Here is a 22,315-nt window from a genome sequence, read left to right on the forward strand (position 1 = left end):
CCCGGGCCGTTTGCGCCGTACGCCGCGAGGACACAACAGGAGTGCGGGTCTTTGCAGTTCAGCAGCCCGCAGCGGGGAAACTCTTGGCTTGGAAGGCTGTTGGTCATGGCCATAGCGCAGCCCGAGCGGGGCGGGCTGCTGCCCGAACGCCCGGGCACCGTCCGCGGCACGCTCGCCACCACCGCCTGCATGGAGACACTGCAGGTCGGATATCTGCACGCGGTCGCCGCCGCGGCGGGCTGCTCACTGTCCCAGCCCTTCCCCGACAACGGCATCGACTGGCACGTCAGCCACAGCGCACCCGGACACACCGTCGACGACGAGGTCACCATCAAGGTGCAGCTCAAGTGCACCTACCAGGTCCCGCCGAACCCCCCGGGCCGCTTCTTCTCCTTCACCCTCGACAACGACCACCTGCGCAAACTCGCCCGCACGCCCGTCTCGGTGCACAAGATCCTGGTCGTCATGCTGGTCCCGCGCGCCCAGGACGACTGGCTGCGCGCCAGCCACGACCGGCTCGACCTCAGGCACTGCTGCTACTGGGTCAACCTCGCCGGCCACCCGGTCACCGGCCGGCACCGGACCACCGTGCGGATACCGACCTCGCGCATCTTCGACGACCGTGCGCTGTGCGAGATCATGACGCGGGTCGGGACGGGAGGCAGGCCATGAGGATCCGTCCGTACGACGAGCCGGCCCGGCAGGTCCGGCCGCACCCCGACGACCTGGCCTGGAACCGGCCGCCCGACCCCGCCGAGGTCGACCCCGCCGTGCTCGGCGCCCTGCTGCGCCGGCACGGCTGGCAGCGGCGCGGGGGAGCGGCCGGGCGCTACGGCCGCTGGACCCCGCCCGGGCCGAGCGGCGGCGGGACCAGCCTGCTGGTGCCCGAGAACCGGGCCTTCCCCGACAGCGACGACCTGCTCGGCGAGGCCCTCGACGCCCTCGCCCGCAGCGACACCCCCGCCGCGCGCGAGGTGCTGATCTCCCTCGCCGTGCCCAGCGACGAGATCCGCTGGTGGCGGGACACCCCGAGCGGGCCCGTCGGAGCCTCCCCCTGGGCGGTCGAGGAGCGCCTGCGCACCGCGGCCCGCCAGATGCTCCTCGCGGCCGCGCTCGCCACGCGCGCGCGTGCCGGCTACTACGGCGCCCGGCACCGCCGGTCCGCCGCCGGCCTCCTGGAGAACGTCCTCGTCGGCCCCACCGCCGAGGGCCACCGGCTGACCGCCTTCGTGCCCGTGCCCACCGGCCGCTCGCTCGCCGTCCGCCTCCACCAGGCCCTGTACGCCGCCCGCGAGGCCATCGACTACCAGCGGGCCACCGGCGGCATGGACGCCTTCGACGGCGCGGTCGAGGCCGGCGTCAGCCGCGAGCTGACCGAGGCGCTCACCACGCTCGTCCGCGGCACCGAGGGCGCCCGCATCGCCATCGCCTGGGCCCCCGGGGCCGCAGTGCCCGAGGGCTGTGCCGCCTTGGCCGAACCCGTCGAGTTCTCACCCGGCGACCTGCCCGTGCTGCACGCGGCCGGCGCCCGCTATGTGCAGGGGGAACCGTCCGTGCCGGTCCGGATCACCGGCACCGTGGTCCGGCTGCGCCGCTCCGGGCCGCGTGGCGCGGGCACCGTACGACTGCGGGTGCTCGCGGGCGCCGAGGTCCCGCACGTCCGCGTCACCCTGGACGAGGAGGACTACCGCATCGCCGGCCACGCCCACCTCGTCGGCCTCCCGGTGCGGGTGCACGGCCGCCTGGAGCGCCGGGGCGGCTTCCGCAGGCTCACCGGTGCCTCCGGGGTCGTTCCCGTGCAGGTGGACGACGCCGAGCGGGACCGGCTGATGAAGTCCTTGCAGGGGACCGATGGGGAAGGGGCCTTCTTCGAGGAGGCGTGCGGGGAGGCGTACGGGGGCGAGGACTGAGGGTGACCGTTTAGCGGTCGGAGGTGCCGGGTCGGTACGATCCCTTGTGCGCGCGCTCCTGGTATGGCGCCGCACCCCACCTTCAGTCAGGAGAGACCGGTGTCAGACGTCCGTGTGATCATCCAACGCGATTCCGAGCGGGAAGAACGCGTGGTGACGACGGGCACTACGGCCGCCGACCTCTTCGCGGGCGAGCGGTCGATCATCGCCGCGCGCGTGGGCGGCGAGCTGAAGGACCTCGCGTACGCGCTGTTGGACGGTGACGAGGTCGAGGGCGTCGAGATCTCCTCCGAGGACGGTCTGAACATCCTGCGCCACTCCACCGCGCACGTCATGGCGCAGGCCGTGCAGGAGCTGTTCCCCGAGGCCAAGCTGGGCATCGGCCCGCCGGTCAAGGACGGCTTCTACTACGACTTCGACGTCGAGAAGCCGTTCACGCCCGAGGATCTCAAGGCCATCGAGAAGAAGATGCAGGAGATCCAGAAGCGCGGCCAGCGCTTCGCCCGCCGCGTCGTCACCGACGACGCCGCCCGCGAGGAGCTGGCGGACGAGCCGTACAAGCTGGAGCTGATCGGCCTCAAGGGCTCGGCGTCGCACGACGACGGCGCGGACGTCGAGGTCGGCGCCGGCGAGCTGACGATCTACGACAACCTGGACGCCAAGACCGGCGACCTGTGCTGGAAGGACCTCTGCCGCGGTCCCCACCTGCCGTCGACCCGCCTGATCCCGGCGTTCAAGCTGATGCGCAACGCGGCCGCCTACTGGCGCGGCAGCGAGAAGAACCCGATGCTCCAGCGCATCTACGGCACCGCCTGGCCGTCCAAGGACGAGCTGAAGGCGTACCTCGACTTCCTCGCCGAGGCGGAGAAGCGCGACCACCGCAAGCTGGGCAACGAGCTGGACCTGTTCTCCATCCCCGAGCAGATCGGCTCCGGCCTCGCCGTCTTCCACCCCAAGGGCGGCATCGTCCGCCGCGTGATGGAGGACTACTCGCGCCGCCGGCACGAGGAGGAGGGCTACGAGTTCGTCTACACCCCGCACGCGACGAAGGGGAAGCTCTTCGAGACGTCCGGCCACCTGGACTGGTACGCCGAGGGCATGTACCCGCCCATGCAGCTCGACGAGGGCGTGGACTACTACCTCAAGCCCATGAACTGCCCGATGCACAACCTGATCTTCGACGCGCGCGGCCGCTCGTACCGTGAACTGCCGCTGCGCCTGTTCGAGTTCGGGACCGTGTACCGGTACGAGAAGTCGGGCGTCGTGCACGGCCTGACCCGTGCCCGCGGCTTCACCCAGGACGACGCGCACATCTACTGCACCCGTGAGCAGATGTCCGAGGAACTGGACAAGACGCTCACCTTCGTCCTCGGCCTGCTGCGCGACTACGGCCTGACCGACTTCTACCTGGAGCTGTCCACCAAGGACCCGGAGAAGTTCGTCGGCTCCGACGAGGTCTGGGAGGAGGCGACCGAGACGCTGCGCCAGGTCGCCGAGAAGCAGGGCCTGCCCCTGGTCCCGGACCCGGGTGGCGCCGCCTTCTACGGCCCGAAGATCTCCGTCCAGGCCAAGGACGCGATCGGTCGCACCTGGCAGATGTCGACCATCCAGCTCGACTTCAACCTGCCCGAGCGCTTCGACCTGGAGTACACCGGCCCGGACGGCTCCAAGCAGCGCCCGGTGATGATCCACCGCGCCCTCTTCGGCTCGATCGAGCGCTTCTTCGCGGTGCTCCTGGAGCACTACGCGGGCGCCTTCCCGGCGTGGCTCGCCCCCGTCCAGGCGATCGGCATCCCGATCGGTGACGGGCACGTCGAGTACCTGGAGAAGTTCGCCGCGGCGGCCCGGAAGAAGGGCCTGCGCGTCGAGGTGGACTCCTCCTCGGACCGCATGCAGAAGAAGATCCGCAACGCCCAGAAGCAGAAGGTGCCCTTCATGGTCATCGCGGGCGACGAGGACATGTCGAACGGCTCGGTGTCCTTCCGCTACCGCGACGGTTCGCAGGAGAACGGCATCCCGTTCGACGAGGCCATCGCCAAGATCGCGCAGGTCGTGGAGGAGCGGACCCAGGTCTGATCCGTACCGTTCGCTGGGCCCCCGGGGATCACTTCCGCGGGGGCCCTGCGTCGCCCTCGCGGGTGAAGGTCTGCATCAGCCAGGACGAGAACGAACCCGTCACCGCGCCGAGGAGACCCAGCCCGCAGGCCATCATCCCGATCGCGATCGTCCGGCCGGCCGTGGTCACCGGGGTGATGTCGCCGTAGCCGACCGTGGTGAGGGTCGAGGCCGCCCACCACACGGCGTCCCCGAACGTCGTCATGGTGGCGCCGGGCGCCCCGCGTTCCTGCTGGTAGGTCGCGAGGGCGCCGGAGAAGCCGAGCAGCAGGGTGGACAGGCTCGCGTAGGCGATCACGCGGGCGTACAGGGAGAGCCGGGGCTCGCCCTGGCGGCGCTGGATGACCTCGTAGAGCGGAACGATCCGCAGCGGGCGCAGCAGCGGCAGCAGGACCACGACCGTGAGCAGGAAGTGCCCGGTGACGAAGCGCAGGAAGCGCTGCCCGCTGAGCCGCCAGCGCACCGCGTAGTCCGCGACGAAGGCCACCCAGATCACCAGCAGCACGAACGCGCACAGGTCGCGCCAGAGGGGCGCCAGGCCGGTCGCGAGGACGCGGGTCGCGTAGGCCGCGAGGAAGACCACCGAGGCGGCGAACAGGGGAATCTCGGTGCTCTGCTCCCAGCGGGCCAGGGGGCTGTCGTCGTCCACCGGCCAAGCTTGGCCGGTGAGTGCCCTCCTGCCGCCCCGGCGACACGCCGCGAATGGGCGAAGCCATATGCTGCCTTGCATGACGAGTGAGCCGGAGCAGCAGATCGGAGTGGGGACGCAGGACGCGTTCCAGCGCCTGTGGACGCCCCACCGGATGGCCTACATCCAGGGCGAGAACAAGCCGACCGGCCCGGGGGCCGGCGACGGCTGCCCCTTCTGCTCCATCCCGGCCAAGTCCGACGAGGACGGCCTGATCGTCCGCCGCGGCGAGCACGTGTACGCCGTCCTCAACCTCTACCCGTACAACGGCGGCCACCTGATGACCGTGCCCTACCGGCACGTGGCCGACTACACCGACCTGACCGGGCCGGAGACCACCGAGCTGGCCGAGTTGACCAAGCAGGCGATGACGGCCCTGCGCACCGCCTCCGGCGCGCACGGCTTCAACATCGGCATGAACCAGGGCACGGTGGCCGGCGCCGGCATCGCGGCCCACCTGCACCAGCACATCGTCCCGCGCTGGGGCGGCGACACGAACTTCATGCCGGTGGTCGGCCACACGAGGGTGCTGCCGCAGCTGCTGGCGGACACGCGGAAGATGCTGGCGGAGGCCTGGCCGGCGTAGGCCCCTGGGTGCCCTTGCCAGGGGGCACCCCTACGCGTCGTACAGGTCTGCCTTCCTCGGCGACGCATCCTGCACCAGACCGCTGAGCACGGACGAGCGGTTGCCGAACTTCGCCGTGTCCACGCCGTTCTCCGCCAGGACCCGGAGTGCGGCCGAGTGCACCACCCGCAGCACGGGCGTGGCCGCGCGCAGCGCGTCGTCGGCCATGAAGCGGTGCCGCCAGGGCTGGTCGGCCCAGGCGTGCCGGAGGCCGAAGGGCTCGGGCAGCGCGAGGGAGCCGCCGAGCCAGTTGAGGAGCGGCGGATACCAGGTCAGCGGGGCGCGCGCGGCGAGCCGCACCACCTCGTCGGTGCGCACCAGCGGCAGCTTGACCGTGCGGGTCTCCCACGGCTTGAGGGACTTGGCGACCTCCTTGGTCGGCGCCGCCGACTTCGCGGTGAACAGCGGGTTCACCGGCCCCAGCGCGTGCCCGGTCACCTCGATGCGCAGCGTCTCGTGCAGCACGGTCACCGTGATCAGCATGGTGAGAACCAGCTGGCCGTCCCACAGGGTCCACTGCACGCCCAGATAGTGCCGGTCGCCGCTGCCGAACTGCTGCTTGTTGCAGATGTCCTGTATGGCGTGCGGCTTGACCTGGAACGCCTCGACGTCCGTGCCCCCGGGCCGGGACACCTCCTTGGCGTTCTCCCCGATCGGCGTGACGATCCAGTGCCGTATCGAGGGCCGCGGGAAGCCGCCGGTGTTCAGCGGGCCGCGCTCCAGCATGCGCAGCTGGTCATGGATAGCGCGTATGACGTCCCAGCTGCGGAAGGGGTGGATCTCCCGGGTGGGGTCGGCGGGCACCAGATCCTCGGCGAGCTGCCAGGCGCCCCAGCGGGTGCCCATGCCGAGTATGCCCTTGGGACCGGCATAGAAGACCGAGTTGGACTGCTGCTCGGCACTGAGCCGGGCCAGCGACTGGCGCAGCTGCTCGGCCGCGGTCTCGCCCGGGCTGCGCGGCACGGCCTCGGGGACCTTGGCGCCGACGCTGGTGCCCGAGAGCAGGCCGTCCCAGCGCGCCCGCAGGTCCTTCGCGGTGCGCTCGCAGATCTGCTTGGCCCAGAACCAGCCCAGCACCGGGGCCACGACGCAACCGCGCGCGTACCACGCCCAGAACCCGGTGAACGGCATCTTCAGCAGGAAGAGCGCGGCGAGCACGCCGACCCCGGCGAGCAGGGCGGTGGCGAGCGCCCCGGCCCGCTTGTCGTCGCGCTTGGCGACGTACGTGCGCAGCTGGAAGACGAGCAGCCAGCCGACGAGGCCCGGCAGGAAGATCAGGCCGCACACCACCATGACCAGGGACAGCCGGTTGTCCCGCTCCCGGCGGATGTTGTTGGCCGCCAGGCAGTGCTCCACGACGACCTGGGGCTCGGCGCCGAAGGACTGGATGAGCGGCTTGCGCCCGGGCGCGAGCATGCGGTCGACGACGGCCCGCGAGAAGGCCTCGCCGAGGTTCGGCTTGAGCAGGGCGATCCGGCCGGCCTTGACCGTCGACTGGTGCCACTCGTTGTCGGTCTTCTTGATGTCCTCGACCGCGTTGTCCCGGTAGGCCGCCGAGGCCAGCGCGAAGGTCGCCGCCTGCCCCTCGTCGCCGGACACGGGCACCTGCGGTCCGTCCCACTCCGTTCCAACCGACATTCCCGCCCCCATCGCCGCCGGTCTCGCTTCTGCGGCCTTCCCGACTTCCCTGCCCCGCACACCTGTTGAACAGCCCGTCGTGCCGAGACCAAGCCACTACCGCACGAGTTCGGCACACCGTGATCAGATGATCAGCGTATCCGCAGCCACTGACAGCGCGTCGGCGGACGGCCCAAGCCGCCCGCCGACGCATGACGTCCACCGATGGTGAACTACGAGGATTCTCCCGCCTGTTCGCGGATCCGCTCGGCGATCTGCGGCGGCATCGGCTCGTGCCGGGCGTACGCCCGGTCGAAGCGCGCCGTCCCGTGCGACAGGGAGCGCAGGTCGATCGCGTAGCGGCCGATCTCGAACTCGGGAACCTCGGCGCGGACCAGGGTCCGTCCGGAGCCCACCTGCTCGGTGCCGAGCACCCGGCCGCGCCGGCTCGACAGGTCGCTCATCACCGCGCCCACGTAGTCGTCGGCGACCAGCACGGTCACCTCGGCCACCGGCTCCAGCAGATGGATCCGCGTCTGGCCCGCGGCCTCGCGCAGGGCCAACGCGCCCGCCGTCTGGAAGGCGGCGTCGGAGGAGTCCACCGAGTGCGCCTTGCCGTCCAGCAGCGTGATCCGCACGTCCACCAGCGGATACCCGGCGACCACGCCCTTCGCGGCCTGTGCCCGTACGCCCTTCTCCACGGACGGGATGAACTGGCGCGGTACGGCGCCGCCCACCACCTTGTCCACGAACTCGATGCCCGAGCCGCCCGGCAGCGGCTCCACCTCGATCTCACAGATGGCGTACTGCCCGTGCCCGCCGGACTGCTTGACGTGCCGGCCGCGCCCCGCGGCCTTCGTCGCGAACGTCTCCCGCAGGGAGACGCGGTGCGGGACGACGTCGACCTGGACGCCGTAGCGGCTGCGCAGCCGCTCCAGGGCGACGTCCGAGTGGGCCTCGCCCAGGCACCACAGGACCACCTGGTGGGTGTCCTGGTTCTGCTCCAGGCGCATCGTCGGATCCTCGGCGACCAGCCGGCTCAGCCCCTGCGAAAGCTTGTCCTCGTCCGCCTTGCTGTGCGCCTGGATGGCGACCGGCAGCAGCGGGTCGGGCATCTGCCAGGGCTCCATCAGGAGCGGGTCGTCCTTGGCCGAGAGCGTGTCCCCGGTCTCGGCGCGGCCGAGCTTGGCCACGCACACCAGGTCGCCCGCGACGGCGTGCGTCACCGGGCGCTGCTGCTTGCCGAAGGGGGTGGACAGCGCGCCGATCCGCTCGTCCACGTCGTGGTCCTCGTGCCCGCGGTCTGCCAGGCCGTGCCCGGAGACGTGCACCGTCTCGTCGGGGCGCAGGGTGCCGGAGAAGACGCGGACCAGCGAGATCCGGCCGACATACGGGTCGGAGGCGGTCTTCACGACCTCGGCGACCAGCGGGCCGCCCGTGTCGCAGGCCTTCAGCTCGCGTGGCTTGCCGTCGATGGTGGTGACCCCGGGCATGGGGTGCTCGAACGGGGTCGGGAACCCGCCGGTGATCAGCTCAAGCAGCTCGACCGTACCGAGGCCCTGCCGGGCGCCCTCGGCGGCGGGGGCGGCCGCCAGGACCGGGAAGAAGGTGCCACGCGCGACGGCCCGCTCCAGATCGTCGATCAGCGTCTTGACGTCGATCTGCTCGCCGCCCAGGTAGCGGTCCATGAGGGTCTCGTCCTCGCTCTCGGCGATGATCCCCTCGATGAGCCGGTTGCGGGCCTCCGCGATGTGCGGCAGCTGGTCCTCGCCGGGCTCGGACTCCTTGCGCTCCCCGGACGCGTAGTCGAAGAGCTTCTGCGACAGCAGCCCGATCAGCCCGGTCACGGGCGCGTGCCCGTCGGGGCCCTCCGGCCCGCGCAGCGGCAGGTACAGCGGCAGCACGGCGTCGGGGTCGTCGGCGCCGAAGGCCTCCGCGCACACCCGGGTCATCTCCTCGAAGTCCGCCCGGGCGGCCTCCAGGTGCGTGATCACGATCGCGCGGGGCATGCCGACGGCCTGGCACTCCTCCCACACCATGCGGGTCGAGCCGTCCACGCCGTCCGAGGCCGAGACGACGAAGAGGGCCGCGTCCGCCGCTCGCAGACCGGCCCTCAGCTCGCCGACGAAGTCGGCGTACCCAGGGGTGTCGAGGATGTTGATCTTGAACCCGTCCCATTCGACCGGGGCCAGGGACAGCTGTACCGAGCGTTGCTGCCGGTGCTCGATCTCGTCGTAGTCGGAGACGGTGCCGCCGTCCTCCACGCGGCCCGCCCGGTTCACAGCCCCCGCGGTCAGCGCGAGGGCCTCCACCAGAGTCGTCTTGCCCGAACCGGAGTGGCCGACCAGCACCACATTCCGTACGGACGCGGGGTGGTCGGCCGCCACTGCCCTGCCGGCGGCCCCGGGGTGTGTTTGCGCCTTGTCGCCCATGATCCTGCCTCCCGTGGACGGTGAGGTCACTGTGGGCGCGGACACGCGGCACCGCGTGCACTGGCGGCTCCTGCGACGCCCGCGGTCCTTCGAGCTTTCCACTCCCGTCATGCTGCGTCCATACGACGGACGCCGATCGCGCCACGCGCCCCCCCGCGCGGGCGGGTGTGCACCGGTTCGCGGCACGTCTGCGGGTGCCCGCCCGTCACGTACGCGTGCGCGTGACTACGATGGGCCAGCCGGTGGCCACCAGGGCCGCGGCGCCACGACCGTCGGGAAGGCCATGCTGAACAAGTACGCGCGTGCATTCTTCACGCGTGTCCTCACACCGTTCGCCGCGTTTCTCATCCGGCGAGGCGTCAGCCCCGACGCGGTCACGCTCATCGGCACGGCCGGTGTCGTCGCGGGCGCGCTGGTCTTCTTCCCCCGGGGCGAGTTCTTCTGGGGCACGATCGTGATCACCCTGTTCGTCTTCTCCGACCTGGTCGACGGCAACATGGCCCGCCAGCTGGGCCGCTCCAGCCGCTGGGGCGCCTTCCTGGACTCCACGCTCGACCGGGTGGCCGACGGCGCGATCTTCGGCGGCTTCGCCCTGTGGTACGCGGGCAACGGCGACAACAACGCCCTGTGCGCCGTCTCGATCTTCTGCCTGGCCAGCGGTCAGGTGGTGTCGTACACCAAGGCGCGCGGCGAGTCGATCGGACTGCCGGTCGCCGTCAACGGCCTCGTCGAGCGTGCCGAGCGGCTGGTGATCTCGCTGGTGGCGGCCGGTCTGGCCGGCCTCCACACGTTCGGCGTCCCGGGCATCCAGGTCCTCCTCCCGATCGCCCTGTGGATCGTCGCCGTGGGCAGCCTCGTCACCCTCGTCCAGCGGGTCGTCACCGTCCGTCGCGAGTCCGCCGAGGCCGAGGCCGAGGCCGCGGCGCAGCAGAACGCGTCCCAGGGGAGGGAGGCGGCGAAGTGAGCACCGCCGACCGGCTCACCGACTCGCTCTACGGCCTCGGCTGGAGCACCGTCAAGAAGCTCCCGGAACCCGCCGCGGTCCGCCTCGGCCGGTCCATCGCCGACCTCGCCTGGAGGCAGCGCGGCAAGGGCGTCCTGCGGCTGGAGGCGAACTACGCGCGCGTGGTGCCCGACGCCGGGCCCGAGCGCCTCGCCGAACTCTCCCGCGCGGGCATGCGCTCGTACCTGCGCTACTGGATGGAGTCCTTCCGGCTGCCCGCCTGGAGCGCCGAGCGCGTGAAGACGGGCTTCGAGTGCACGGACGTGCACCACCTGATTGACGGGATCGCCTCCCCCCGGGGCCTGATCCTCGCGCTGCCGCACATGGCCAACTGGGACCTGGCCGGTGCCTGGGTCACCACCAAGCTGGAGACGCCGTTCACCACGGTCGCCGAGCGGCTGAAGCCCGAGACGCTCTACGACCGCTTCGTCGCCTACCGCGAGGGCCTCGGCATGGAGGTCCTGCCGCACAGCGGTGGCACCGCCTTCGGCACCCTGGCCCGGAGGCTGCGCGACGGCGGCCTGGTCTGCCTGGTCGCCGACCGGGACCTGTCCGCGTCCGGCGTCGAGGTCGACTTCTTCGGCGAGCGGACCCGGATGCCCGCGGGCCCGGCCCTGCTCGCCCAGCAGACCGGCGCGCTGCTGATGCCCGTCACGCTCTGGTACGACGACTCGCCCGTCATGAAGGGCCAGGTGCATCCCCCGATCGAGGTACCGGAGACAGGCGACCGGGCCGAGAAGACGTCTGTCATGACACAGGCACTGGCCGACGTCTTCGCCAAGGGGATCGCCGATCACCCGGAGGACTGGCACATGCTCCAGCGCCTGTGGCTCGCCGACCTCGACCCCGCGAAGGGACCCTCGTGAGAATCGGGATCGTCTGCCCGTACTCCTGGGACGTGCCCGGTGGCGTCCAGTTCCACATCCGCGACCTCGCCGAGTACTTCATCCGCCTCGGCCACGAGGTCTCCGTCCTCGCTCCCGCCGACGACGACACCCCGCTGCCGCCGTACGTCGTCTCGGCCGGCCGCGCGGTCCCGGTGCCGTACAACGGCTCGGTGGCCCGCCTGAACTTCGGCTTCCTGTCGGCCGCGCGGGTGCGGCGCTGGCTGCACGACGGCGCGTTCGACGTGGTCCACATCCACGAGCCGACCTCCCCGTCGCTCGGCCTGCTGACCTGCTGGGCGGCCCAGGGCCCCATCGTGGCCACCTTCCACACCTCCAACCCCCGCTCGCGCGCGATGATCGCCGCGTACGCGATTCTGCAGGCCGCGCTGGAGAAGATCAGCGCGCGCATCGCGGTCAGCGAGTACGCCCGCCGCACCCTGGTCGAGCACCTGGGCGGTGACGCGGTGGTCATCCCGAACGGCGTCGACGTCGACTTCTTCGCCAAGGCCGAGCCGAACCCCGAATGGCAGGGAGACACGCTCGGCTTCATCGGCCGGATCGACGAGCCCCGCAAGGGCCTGCCGGTCCTGATGAAGGCCCTCCCGAAGATCCTCGCCGCCCGCCCGCAGACGCGTCTGCTGGTCGCGGGACGCGGCGACGAGGAGGCGGCCGTCGAGGACCTGCCCGAGGAGCTGCGCTCCCGCGTCGAGTTCCTCGGCATGATCAGCGACGAGGACAAGGCGCGCTTCCTGCGCAGCGTCGACCTGTACGTCGCGCCCAACACGGGTGGCGAGAGCTTCGGCATCATCCTCGTCGAGGCCATGTCGGCGGGCGCCCCCGTCCTCGCCTCCGACCTGGACGCCTTCGTCCAGGTCCTCGACCAGGGCCAGGCCGGCGAGGTCTTCGCCAACGAGGACGCGGACGCCCTGGCCGAGGCCGCCGTACGGCTGCTGGCCGACCCGGACCGCCGGGCCGAGCTGCGCGAGCGGGGCAGCGCCCACGTACGCCGCTTCGACTGGTCCACGGTCGGCGCGGACATCCTGTCGGTGTACGAGACGGTCACCACCGGTACGTCCGCGGTGGCCACCGACGAGCGCACGGGCTTCAGGGCACGGTTCGGGCTGGCGCGGGACTGAGGCGAGGGTCTGCTCCGGCCGGCCTCGCGGGCCGACTAACCTTCGCCCGTGACCGCAACCCTCATCTGGATCCTCGTCGCACTCGTCGCCATCGGCCTGTACCTGAGCTGGACGGCCGGCCGGCTGGACCGGCTGCACGTGCGGATGGACGCCGCGCGGGCCGCGCTGGACGCGCAGCTGCTGCGGCGGGCCTCCGTGACGCAGGAACTGGCGACCTCGGGCGTGCTGGACCCCGCCGCCTCGATCGTGCTCTACGAGGCCGCGCACGCCGCCCGGCAGGCCGAGGAGGAGCAGCGGGAGGTGGCGGAGAGCGAGCTGAGCCAGGCGCTGCGCGCGGTGTTCGAGGATCCGCAGCAGGTCGAGGCCGTACGGGAGGCCCCGGGCGGCGAGTCGGCGGCCTGCGAGCTGGCCGAAGCGGTACGCCGGGTCCCCATGGCCCGCCGCTTCCACAACGACGCCGTGGGAGCCGCCCGCAGGCTCCGGGAGCACCGCAAGGTGCGCTGGTTCCGACTGGCCGGCCACGCCCCCTTCCCGCTGGCCTTCGAGATGGACGACGAGCCTCCCGCGGCCCTGGTGGAGCGGGCCTCCTGAACCTTTGGTGGACCAAAAGGATCCACCGGGTTGCCATTGGCCCTTGCTGTGGCCTGGTCCACTCACGTTTCCTCTCTGGAGCAGAAAACCCTCTTTCCCTTCAGTGAGGTCACCCGTGTCCACCACCGAGAACCAGGCTCCCGAGACCGGCACCGCCCGCGTGAAGCGCGGCATGGCCGAGCAGCTCAAGGGCGGCGTGATCATGGACGTCGTCACGCCGGAGCAGGCGAAGATCGCCGAGGACGCGGGCGCCGTCGCGGTCATGGCCCTGGAGCGGGTCCCGGCCGACATCCGCAAGGACGGCGGCGTGGCCCGCATGTCCGACCCGGACATGATCGAGGGCATCATCAACGCCGTCTCCATCCCGGTCATGGCGAAGTCCCGCATCGGCCACTTCGTCGAGGCCCAGGTGCTGCAGTCCCTCGGCGTCGACTACATCGACGAGTCCGAGGTCCTCACCCCGGCCGACGAGGTCAACCACTCCGACAAGTGGGCCTTCACCACCCCCTTCGTCTGTGGTGCCACCAACCTGGGCGAGGCCCTGCGCCGCATCGCCGAGGGCGCCGCGATGATCCGCTCCAAGGGCGAGGCCGGCACCGGCAACGTGGTCGAGGCCGTCCGCCACCTGCGCCAGATCAAGAACGAGATCGCCCGCCTGCGCGGCTACGACAACAACGAGCTGTACGCCGCCGCCAAGGAGCTGCGCGCCCCGTACGAGCTGGTCAAGGAGGTCGCCGAGCTGGGCAAGCTCCCGGTGGTCCTCTTCTCCGCCGGTGGTGTCGCCACCCCGGCCGACGCCGCCCTGATGCGCCAGCTCGGCGCCGAGGGTGTGTTCGTGGGCTCCGGCATCTTCAAGTCCGGCGACCCGGCCAAGCGCGCCGCCGCCATCGTGAAGGCCACCACCTTCTTCGACGACCCGAAGATCATCGCGGACGCTTCCCGCAACCTGGGCGAGGCCATGGTCGGCATCAACTGCGACACCCTCCCCGAGGCCGAGCGCTACGCGAACCGCGGCTGGTAAGGCACCGGAACACATGAACACCCCCGTCATAGGCGTCCTGGCCCTCCAGGGCGACGTACGGGAGCACCTCATCGCCCTGGCCGCGGCTGACGCCGTGGCCAGGCCGGTGCGGCGCCCCGAGGAACTCGCCGAGGTCGACGGTCTCGTCCTGCCCGGCGGCGAGTCCACCACCATCTCCAAGCTGGCCGTCCTCTTCGGAGTGATGGAGCCCCTCCGCGCGCGCGTACGCGACGGCATGCCCGTCTACGGCACCTGCGCCGGCATGATCATGCTCGCGGACAAGATCCTCGACCCGCGCTCGGGCCAGGAGACGATCGGCGGCATCGACATGATCGTGCGCCGCAACGCCTTCGGACGGCAGAACGAGTCCTTCGAGGCGGCGGTCGACGTCAAGGGCGTCGAGGGCGATCCTGTAGAGGGCGTCTTCATCCGCGCCCCCTGGGTCGAGTCCGTCGGGGCCGAGGCCGAGGTGCTCGCCGAGCACGACGGCCACATCGTCGCGGTCCGTCAGGGCAACGTGCTGGCCACGTCGTTCCACCCGGAACTGACCGGCGACCACCGCGTGCACTCCCTGTTCGTCGACATGGTGCGCGCCAACCGGACACCGGAATCCTTGTAGGATCTCTGGAGTTCGTTGCAGAGATGGGTTACGCGAAGGAGACAGGCAGATGTCCGGCCACTCTAAATGGGCCACGACGAAGCACAAGAAGGCCGTGATCGACGCCAAGCGCGGCAAGCTCTTCGCGAAGCTGATCAAGAACATCGAGGTCGCGGCGCGTATGGGCGGTGTCGACCTCGAGGGCAACCCGACGCTCTACGACGCCGTCCAGAAGGCCAAGAAGCAGTCGGTCCCGAACAAGAACATCGACTCCGCGATCAAGCGCGGCGGTGGTCTCGAGGCCGGCGGCGCCGACTACGAGACGATCATGTACGAGGGCTACGGCCCCAACGGTGTCGCGGTGCTCATCGAGTGCCTCACCGACAACCGCAACCGTGCCGCCTCGGACGTCCGTGTCGCCATGACCCGCAACGGCGGCAACATGGCCGACCCGGGCTCGGTGTCGTACATGTTCAGCCGCAAGGGCGTCATCATCGTCCCCAAGGGCGAGCTGACCGAGGACGACGTGCTGGGTGCCGTGCTGGACGCGGGTGCCGAGGAGGTCAACGACCTCGGTGAGTCCTTCGAGGTCATCAGCGAGGCCACCGACCTGGTCGCGGTCCGCACCGCCCTCCAGGAGGCCGGCATCGACTACGACTCCGCCGAGTCCAGCTTCGTGCCGTCCGTCCAGGTCGAACTGGACGAGGAGGGCGCCAAGAAGATCTTCAAGCTGATCGACGCGCTCGAGGACAGCGACGACGTGCAGAACGTCTTCGCCAACTTCGACGTCAGCGACGACATCATGGAGAAGGTCGAAGCCTGACACCGACGCGAACGCGACGGGCCGACGGGACACACCCCGTCGGCCCGTCGCGTTGTCAGTGGCACCCGATAGCCTGCACAAACAGGCGATCGATGGAGGGGGCGCACGTGCGTGTACTGGGGGTGGACCCCGGGCTGACCCGGTGTGGTGTCGGCGTGGTCGAGGGGGTCGCGGGCCGGCCGCTCACCATGCTCGGCGTCGGGGTCGTACGGACACCCGCGGACGCCGACCTGAGCCTCAGGCTGCTCGCCGTCGAGCAGGGCATCGAGGAGTGGCTGGACGAGCACCGGCCCGAGTTCGTCGCCGTCGAGCGCGTCTTCAGCCAGCACAACGTGCGCACGGTGATGGGCACCGCCCAGGCCAGCGCCGTCGCCATGCTGTGCGCCGCCCGGCGGGGCATCCCCGTCGCCCTGCACACCCCCAGCGAGGTCAAGGCCGCCGTCACCGGCAGCGGCCGCGCCGACAAGGCCCAGGTCGGGGCCATGGTCACCCGCCTGCTGCGGCTCAGCGCCCCGCCGAAGCCGGCCGACGCCGCCGACGCCCTCGCCCTGGCCATCTGCCACATCTGGCGCGCCCCCGCCCAGAACCGGCTCCAGCAGGCCGTCGCCCGGCACCCAGTCCACGCAACGAAAGGCCGTACGGCATGATCGCGTTCGTCAGCGGCCCGGTCGCCGCCCTCGCCCCCGACTCCGCGGTGGTCGAGGTGGGTGGCATCGGCATCGCCGTCCAGTGCACCCCGAACACGCTCTCCGGCCTGCGCATGGGCCGGCAGACCAAGCTCGCCACCTCCCTGGTGGTGCGCGAGGACTCGCTGACCCTGTACGGCTTCGCGGACGACGACGAGCGCCAGGTCTTCGAACTGCTGCAGACCGCGAGCGGGGTCGGACCGCGCCTCGCCCAGGCGATGCTCGCCGTGCACACGCCGGACGCACTGCGCCGCGCCATCGCCACCGGTGACGAGAAGGCCCTCACCGCGGTCCCCGGCATCGGAAAGAAGGGCGCGCAGAAGCTGCTGCTCGAGCTGAAGGACCGGCTCGGCGCGCCCACCGGCGCCCCCGCGGTCGGCGCCCCGGTCACCCAGGGCTGGCGCGACCAGCTGCACGCGGCGCTCATCGGCCTCGGCTACGCCACCCGTGAGGCCGAGGAGGCCGTGGCCGCCGTGGCGCCCCAGGCGGAGGCGGCGGGCGGCACACCCCAGGTGGGCCAGCTGCTGAAGGCCGCCCTGCAGACCCTGAACCGAGCCCGCTGACCCCCCGAAGCCGAAGGCACATCACATGAACTGGGACGAGACGACCGACGGCGCTGCCGAGGAGCAGCTCGTCGGCCCCGCCGCGGAGCGGCTGGTGGGCTCTGTCGCCGACCGCGAGGACCAGGCCGTCGAGGCCGCCCTGCGCCCCAAGGACCTCGGCGAGTTCATCGGCCAGGAGAAGGTGCGCGAGCAGCTCGACCTGGTCCTGCGCGCCGCACGCGCGCGGGGGGCGACCGCCGACCACGTGCTGCTCTCCGGCGCGCCCGGCCTGGGCAAGACCACCCTGTCGATGATCATCGCGGCCGAGATGGGCGCCCCCATCCGTATCACCTCCGGCCCCGCCATCCAGCACGCCGGCGACCTCGCCGCGATCCTCTCCTCCCTCCAGGAGGGCGAGGTCCTCTTCCTGGACGAGATCCACCGCATGTCCCGGCCCGCCGAGGAGATGCTGTACATGGCCATGGAGGACTTCCGCGTCGACGTCATCGTCGGCAAGGGCCCCGGCGCCACCGCCATCCCCCTGGAGCTGCCCCCGTTCACACTGGTCGGCGCCACCACGCGCGCGGGCCTGCTGCCGCCCCCGCTGCGCGACCGCTTCGGCTTCACCGCGCACATGGAGTTCTACGAGCCCGCCGAGCTGGAGCGTGTCGTGCACCGCTCGGCGCACCTGCTCGACGTCGAGATCGACCCGAACGGCGCCGCCGAGATCGCCGGCCGCTCCCGCGGCACGCCCCGTATCGCCAACCGACTGCTGCGCCGCGTACGCGACTACGCGCAGGTCAAGGCCGACGGCGTGATCACTCGCGAGATCTCCGCGGCCGCCCTCGCCGTCTACGAGGTCGACGCGCGCGGCCTCGACCGCCTCGACCGGGCCGTCCTGGAGGCGCTGCTGAAGCTGTTCGGCGGCGGTCCGGTGGGCCTGTCCACGCTCGCCGTCGCGGTGGGGGAGGAGCGCGAGACCGTCGAGGAGGTCGCCGAACCGTTCCTGGTCAGAGAGGGTCTGCTGGCCCGCACCCCACGGGGCCGGGTCGCCACTCCCGCGGCCTGGGCGCACCTCGGACTGACCCCGCCCCGCTCGGCGGCCGGGGGAAACGGACAACAGGACCTGTTCGGGGCGTGACCGCTCCGTGACGGCGAGGGCAATGGCGGGGGCAGGAACCCAGGTGCCATGCTGAGCGTTGTTCCATGCACGCGGACTCGCTTAGACTCCGCCGATGCCGCCCTTGCGGGTGGCGCCGACCAACACCCCCATCCATCAGGCCGCTCACCGCGCGGTCGCGCGAAGGAAATTCCGTCCCGTGAATGCCTTTACCCTTCTCCCCTTCATCGTGCTCATCGCGGCCATGTTCCTGATGACGCGCTCGGCCAAGAAGAAGCAGCAGCAGGCCGCCAACATGCGGAACGAGATGCAGCCCGGCTCCGGTGTCCGCACCATCGGGGGGATGTACGCGACGGTCAAGGAGGTCAACGAGGACACCGTCCTCCTCGACGCCGGCCCCGGCGTGGACCTCCTCTTCGCCAAGAACGCGATCGGCGCCGTCCTCTCGGACGACGAGTACAACCGCATCGTCCACGGCATCGAGCACGACCTGAAGTCCGACGCCGCCATCGTCCCGGACGACGCCTCCTCCCTCACCGAGACCGACGAGTCTGCCGACGCCGCTGCCGCCGCCTCCGACGACAAGGCCGTCGACCTCGGTAAGAAGGACGCCGACGAGGACAAGGCCGACGAGGCCCCCGAGGCCGCCGAGGCCAAGGCGGACGAAGAGCCGAAGAAGACCGACGGCGACACCGACGCGAAGTAGTCACGTCCGGGGTTCGGGGCGCGGCCTGACCGCACCCCGAGCACCCCGGGCGCGTCTGTTTTCCGTACGGGAGCCCGACACCATGTCATGGCCGACCGCGCCGACCCGGCGCGGGGCGGCCCGAGAGGGAGTACGAGAAGGTGGCAGCACCTAAGAGGGGCCGGAGCGCGAGCGCCCAGAGCAAGCCAGGGCGCTCGCTGGCCCTCATCCTGATCGCCATCGTGGCTATGACCGGAGGGATGTTCGCCTCCGGGAACAAGACTCCGCGTCTCGGCATCGACCTCGCCGGTGGTACGAGCATCACGCTCAAGGCGAAGGCCGACCAGGGGTCCGCGATCAACAAGGCCAACATGGACACCGCGGTCGACATCATGAACCGCCGTGTCAACGGCCTGGGCGTCTCCGAGGCGGAGGTGCAGACCCAGGGGACCGATCACATCATCGTGAACATCCCCAAGGGCACCAACTCCAAGCAGGCCCAGCAGCAGGTCGGCACCACCGCCAAGCTGTACTTCCGCCCGGTGCTCGCCAGCGAGCCCACGGGATCGGCCGCGAGCCCCTCGCCGAGCGCGTCCCCCAGCGGCAGCGGCTCGCCGAGCCCGTCGAGCAGCGCCTCCGCCAAGGAGAAGGCGTCCTCGTCCTCCTCCGGGTCCCCGACGCCGACGGCCACCGCCACCTCGCAGGGCCGCGCCGTCACCGACGCCCTGAAGGCCGACGCCACGCCGTCGTCCTCCGGCTCCCCGAGCGCCACGTCGTCGCCGAGCCCGTCCGCGTCGTCCTCGGGAGGCACCGCCGAGGCCACCAAGCTCCAGGCGCAGTACGCCGCGCTGGACTGCTCCAAGCCCGACCAGCGCGCCAAGGCCGGTACGAACGCCAAGCCCGGCGAGCCCACCGTGGCCTGCGGCGAGAACAAGAACATCTGGTACAAGTACCTGCTCGGCCCGGCCGCCGTGGACGGCACCGAGGTGAAGAAGGCCCAGGCCGTGATCGACACCCAGGGTGCCGCCGGCTGGCAGGTCCAGATGACCTTCACCTCCAGCGGGTCGAAGAAGTTCGCGGACATCACCGCCGAGCTGGCCAAGAAGACAACCCCGCAGAACGAGTTCGGCATCGTCCTCGACGGCGAGGTCGTCTCCAGCCCGTTCGTGCAGACGGCCATCTCGGGTGGCCAGGCGGAGATCTCCGGCAGCTTCACGCAGCAGGAGGCGCAGAGCCTCGCCAACATGCTGTCGTACGGCGCGCTGCCGCTGTCCTTCAAGGAGGAGACCGTCACCACGGTGACCGCCGCGCTCGGTGGTGAGCAGCTGCACGCCGGTCTGCTCGCGGGCGCGATCGGCCTCGCTCTGGTCGTGATCTACCTGGTCGCCTACTACCGCGGTCTGTCGGTCGTGGCCATGGCGTCCCTGCTCGTCTCCGCGATGCTCACCTACGTGATCATGTCGCTGCTCGGCCCGGCCATCGGCTTCGCGCTGAACCTTCCGGCCGTCTGTGGTGCCATCGTCGCCATCGGTATCACCGCGGACTCGTTCATCGTGTACTTCGAACGCATCCGGGACGAGATCCGCGAGGGCCGCTCGCTGCGCCCCGCCGTCGAGCGGGCCTGGCCGCGCGCCCGGCGCACGATCCTGGTCTCCGACTTCGTGTCGTTCCTCGCCGCAGCGGTGCTGTTCATCGTGACGGTCGGCAAGGTGCAGGGCTTCGCGTTCACGCTCGGCCTGACCACCGTGCTCGACGTGGTCGTGGTCTTCTTCTTCACCAAGCCGCTGATGACTCTCCTCGCCCGCCGCAAGTTCTTCGCGGACGGCCACAAGTGGTCCGGACTCGACCCGAAGAGCCTGGGTGCCAAGCCGCCGCTGCGCCGCACCCGCCGTCCCGCCGGTCCTGCCGCCGGCTCTGTCGACCCGAAGGAGGCCTGAGCCATGTCGAAACTCGGCAACCTCGGCGCTCGACTGCACCGCGGCGAGATCAGCTACGACTTCATCGGCAAGCGCAAGATCTGGTACGGCATCTCCATCCTGATCACCATCACGGCCATCCTCGGCCTGGCGGTGCGCGGCCTGAACATGGGCATCGAGTTCCAGGGCGGAGCGGTCTTCACCACGCCGACGCACATGAGCACGTCGGTCACGCAGGCGGAGGAGTACGCGAAGTCCGCCTCCGGCCAGGAAGCGGTCGTACAGAAGCTCGGCAACGGCAGCCTGCGCATCCAGATCGCGGGCATCGACACCGACAAGTCCGACCAGATCAAGCAGACGCTGGCCAAGGACCTGAGCCTCAACCCCGAGAAGCTGAACGCCGACCTGGTCGGCCCCAGCTGGGGTGAGCAGATCGCCAACAAGGCCTGGGAGGGCCTGGCGATCTTCATGGTGCTCGTGGTGATCTATCTGGCGATCGCCTTCGAGTGGCGCATGGCCGTCGCGGCCCTCATCGCGCTGATCCACGACATCACCATCACGACCGGTATCTACGCCCTGGTCGGCTTCGAGGTCACGCCCGGTACGGTCATCGGTCTGCTGACGATCCTCGGTTACTCGCTCTACGACACGGTCGTCGTCTTCGACAGCCTCAAGGAGCAGACGAAGGACATCACCAAGCAGACCCGCTGGACGTACAGCGACATCGCCAACCGGTCGATCAACGGCACGCTGGTCCGCTCCATCAACACCACCGTGGTCGCGCTGCTGCCGGTGGCGGGCCTGCTGTTCATCGGTGGCGGCTTCCTCGGGGCCGGCACGCTGAACGACATCTCGCTGTCGCTGTTCGTCGGCCTCGCGGCCGGTGCGTACTCCTCGATCTTCATCGCAACGCCGCTCGTCGCCGACCTCAAGGAGAGCGAGCCGGCGATGAAGGCGCTCCGCAAGCGGGTCCTGGCCAAGCGCGCCCAGGCCGCCGCCGAGGAGGGCTTCGCGGACGCGCGGTCCGCCGCCGGTGACGAGCCGGAGGACGCCGCTCCCGCCGTGGTGGGTCCGCGCAACCAGCCGTCGTCCCGCAGGTCGGGCCGCGGCCGGCCCTCCGGGAAGCGCCGATGACCGACATCAAGGAGTTGCTGCTCAGCCGCATCCGTGACGTGGCGGACTACCCGGAGCCGGGAGTGATGTTCAAGGACATCACGCCGCTCCTGGCGGACCCGGCCGCCTTCACGGCCCTCACGGACGCGCTGGCCGAGATCGCCGCCAACACCGGCGCGACCAAGGTCGTCGGCCTGGAGGCCCGGGGCTTCATCCTGGGCGCCCCGGTCGCGGTCCGCGCGGGCCTCGGCTTCATCCCCGTACGCAAGGCGGGCAAGCTCCCCGGGGCGACCCTGCGCCAGGCGTACGACCTGGAGTACGGCTCCGCGGAGATCGAGGTGCACGCGGAGGACCTGTCCTCCGGCGACCGTGTGCTGATCGTGGACGACGTCCTCGCGACCGGTGGCACCGCCGAGGCCGCGATCCAGCTCATCCACCGGGCGGGCGCCGAGGTCTCCGGCCTCGCGGTGCTCATGGAGCTGGGCTTCCTGGACGGTCGCGCCCGTCTGGAGCCCGCGCTGAACGGGGCACCCCTGGAGGCGCTGCTCCAGATCTGACAGGTCTGACGGAACCGAGCACCTGTGCTCCACGGCCGCTCCGGCACCACCGGGGCGGCCGTCGCCGTTCCGGTGCGGGACACACACCGCATGCCGGGAAATCACCTCGAAGCCACCTCCCGGAATCCCGCGCCCGTCCCTTGTGTTTCAGGGGGTAGACGGTCCTCACATCCGCCTGAAGGCGATGACCGGGCGCAGGATCGCTACCATGTTGTCTCCGGAGCCTGACCGGGGGACCCGGATCGCGCAC

21 protein-coding genes are annotated in these 22,315 nt (G+C 70.9%); 18 read left to right on the plus strand and 3 right to left on the minus strand.

Translation table 11 applies throughout. From position 1 onward, the window contains the following. Positions 1 to 105: 105 nt before the first annotated feature. The 3 genes from ACFYZZ_RS31375 (at position 106) to thrS (ending at position 3,986) form a co-directional block, all read left to right on the plus strand. On the plus strand, positions 106 to 672 hold the full coding sequence (locus tag ACFYZZ_RS31375; RefSeq protein WP_389183027.1) for a DUF4365 domain-containing protein: 567 nt from the start codon (positions 106 to 108) through the stop codon (positions 670 to 672). Continuing rightward, positions 669 to 1,910 (plus strand): hypothetical protein, encoded by a 1,242-nt coding sequence (locus ACFYZZ_RS31380; RefSeq protein WP_389183030.1) that lies wholly within the window; start codon positions 669 to 671, stop codon positions 1,908 to 1,910. The genes ACFYZZ_RS31375 and ACFYZZ_RS31380 overlap by 4 nt, the downstream gene beginning before the upstream one ends. A 99-nt stretch (positions 1,911 to 2,009) precedes the next feature. Further along, positions 2,010 to 3,986 (plus strand): threonine--tRNA ligase, encoded by a 1,977-nt coding sequence (thrS, locus tag ACFYZZ_RS31385; RefSeq protein WP_389183032.1) that lies wholly within the window; start codon positions 2,010 to 2,012, stop codon positions 3,984 to 3,986. A gap of 28 nt (positions 3,987 to 4,014) precedes the next feature. Here the strand turns inward: thrS and ACFYZZ_RS31390 are convergent, their stop codons facing one another. Then, a complete protein-coding gene (locus tag ACFYZZ_RS31390; protein ID WP_389183035.1) occupies positions 4,015 to 4,674 on the minus strand; it encodes a potassium channel family protein in 660 nt (219 codons plus the stop codon). Positions 4,675 to 4,741: 67 nt separating this feature from the next. Between ACFYZZ_RS31390 and ACFYZZ_RS31395 the strand changes: the two genes are divergently transcribed. Then, the gene (locus ACFYZZ_RS31395; RefSeq protein ID WP_386574836.1) at positions 4,742 to 5,299 is read left to right on the plus strand and encodes an HIT family protein; all 558 of its coding nucleotides are present in this window, start codon (positions 4,742 to 4,744) and stop codon (positions 5,297 to 5,299) included. 30 nt (positions 5,300 to 5,329) lie between these two features. Here ACFYZZ_RS31395 and ACFYZZ_RS31400 read toward each other — a convergent pair whose 3' ends face one another. Together ACFYZZ_RS31400 and ACFYZZ_RS31405 are read right to left on the minus strand one after the other, a co-directional pair. Further along, positions 5,330 to 6,976, minus strand: a complete 1,647-nt coding sequence (locus ACFYZZ_RS31400) for a hypothetical protein (RefSeq protein ID WP_389183038.1) — start codon at positions 6,974 to 6,976, stop codon at positions 5,330 to 5,332. 212 nt (positions 6,977 to 7,188) lie between these two features. Next, complete coding sequence (locus tag ACFYZZ_RS31405) at positions 7,189 to 9,387, minus strand: elongation factor G-like protein EF-G2 (RefSeq protein ID WP_389183041.1); 2,199 nt, start codon at positions 9,385 to 9,387, stop codon at positions 7,189 to 7,191. Positions 9,388 to 9,670: 283 nt separating this feature from the next. Here ACFYZZ_RS31405 and pgsA point away from each other — a divergent pair, with 283 nt between their 5' ends. From pgsA to ACFYZZ_RS31475, 14 genes are all read left to right on the plus strand, one after another. After that, complete coding sequence (gene pgsA / locus ACFYZZ_RS31410; protein WP_389183044.1) at positions 9,671 to 10,351, plus strand: phosphatidylinositol phosphate synthase; 681 nt, start codon at positions 9,671 to 9,673, stop codon at positions 10,349 to 10,351. Beyond that, the gene (locus ACFYZZ_RS31415) at positions 10,348 to 11,256 is read left to right on the plus strand and encodes a phosphatidylinositol mannoside acyltransferase (RefSeq protein WP_389183047.1); all 909 of its coding nucleotides are present in this window, start codon (positions 10,348 to 10,350) and stop codon (positions 11,254 to 11,256) included. The genes pgsA and ACFYZZ_RS31415 overlap by 4 nt, the downstream gene beginning before the upstream one ends. Beyond that, positions 11,253 to 12,413 carry a glycosyltransferase family 4 protein gene (locus ACFYZZ_RS31420; RefSeq protein WP_386574842.1) on the plus strand — a complete coding sequence of 387 codons (1,161 nt, stop codon included), beginning with the start codon at positions 11,253 to 11,255 and terminating at the stop codon, positions 12,411 to 12,413. Before ACFYZZ_RS31415 ends, ACFYZZ_RS31420 begins: the two co-directional genes overlap by 4 nt. A gap of 48 nt (positions 12,414 to 12,461) precedes the next feature. Then, a complete protein-coding gene (locus tag ACFYZZ_RS31425; protein ID WP_389183050.1) occupies positions 12,462 to 13,004 on the plus strand; it encodes a hypothetical protein in 543 nt (180 codons plus the stop codon). 115 nt (positions 13,005 to 13,119) lie between these two features. Beyond that, positions 13,120 to 14,025 carry a pyridoxal 5'-phosphate synthase lyase subunit PdxS gene (gene pdxS, locus ACFYZZ_RS31430; RefSeq protein ID WP_386574844.1) on the plus strand — a complete coding sequence of 302 codons (906 nt, stop codon included), beginning with the start codon at positions 13,120 to 13,122 and terminating at the stop codon, positions 14,023 to 14,025. A 13-nt stretch (positions 14,026 to 14,038) separates the two neighbouring features. Next, positions 14,039 to 14,644, plus strand: coding sequence for a pyridoxal 5'-phosphate synthase glutaminase subunit PdxT (gene pdxT, locus ACFYZZ_RS31435; RefSeq protein ID WP_386574845.1), 606 nt, complete (start codon positions 14,039 to 14,041; stop codon positions 14,642 to 14,644). Between the two features lie 49 nt (positions 14,645 to 14,693). Then, entirely contained in the window at positions 14,694 to 15,446 is a 753-nt protein-coding gene (locus ACFYZZ_RS31440; protein WP_389183053.1) for a YebC/PmpR family DNA-binding transcriptional regulator, read from the plus strand. A gap of 107 nt (positions 15,447 to 15,553) precedes the next feature. Beyond that, complete coding sequence (ruvC, locus tag ACFYZZ_RS31445) at positions 15,554 to 16,093, plus strand: crossover junction endodeoxyribonuclease RuvC (protein WP_389183056.1); 540 nt, start codon at positions 15,554 to 15,556, stop codon at positions 16,091 to 16,093. After that, the gene (gene ruvA / locus ACFYZZ_RS31450; RefSeq protein WP_389183059.1) at positions 16,090 to 16,695 is read left to right on the plus strand and encodes a Holliday junction branch migration protein RuvA; all 606 of its coding nucleotides are present in this window, start codon (positions 16,090 to 16,092) and stop codon (positions 16,693 to 16,695) included. The genes ruvC and ruvA overlap by 4 nt, the downstream gene beginning before the upstream one ends. Positions 16,696 to 16,720: 25 nt before the next feature. After that, positions 16,721 to 17,815, plus strand: coding sequence for a Holliday junction branch migration DNA helicase RuvB (gene ruvB / locus ACFYZZ_RS31455; RefSeq protein ID WP_389183062.1), 1,095 nt, complete (start codon positions 16,721 to 16,723; stop codon positions 17,813 to 17,815). 178 nt (positions 17,816 to 17,993) lie between these two features. Continuing rightward, entirely contained in the window at positions 17,994 to 18,500 is a 507-nt protein-coding gene (gene yajC, locus ACFYZZ_RS31460; protein WP_389183065.1) for a preprotein translocase subunit YajC, read from the plus strand. Positions 18,501 to 18,640: 140 nt separating this feature from the next. Then, positions 18,641 to 20,416 (plus strand): protein translocase subunit SecD, encoded by a 1,776-nt coding sequence (gene secD / locus ACFYZZ_RS31465; protein ID WP_389183068.1) that lies wholly within the window; start codon positions 18,641 to 18,643, stop codon positions 20,414 to 20,416. Between the two features lie 3 nt (positions 20,417 to 20,419). Beyond that, positions 20,420 to 21,529 carry a protein translocase subunit SecF gene (secF, locus tag ACFYZZ_RS31470; RefSeq protein WP_389183071.1) on the plus strand — a complete coding sequence of 370 codons (1,110 nt, stop codon included), beginning with the start codon at positions 20,420 to 20,422 and terminating at the stop codon, positions 21,527 to 21,529. After that, positions 21,526 to 22,065 (plus strand): adenine phosphoribosyltransferase, encoded by a 540-nt coding sequence (locus tag ACFYZZ_RS31475; protein WP_389183073.1) that lies wholly within the window; start codon positions 21,526 to 21,528, stop codon positions 22,063 to 22,065. Before secF ends, ACFYZZ_RS31475 begins: the two co-directional genes overlap by 4 nt. Positions 22,066 to 22,315: the final 250 nt, after the last annotated feature.

Origin of the sequence: Streptomyces sp. NPDC001816 (assembly GCF_042892235.1) — a bacterium.
Lineage (GTDB): Bacteria > Actinomycetota > Actinomycetes > Streptomycetales > Streptomycetaceae > Streptomyces.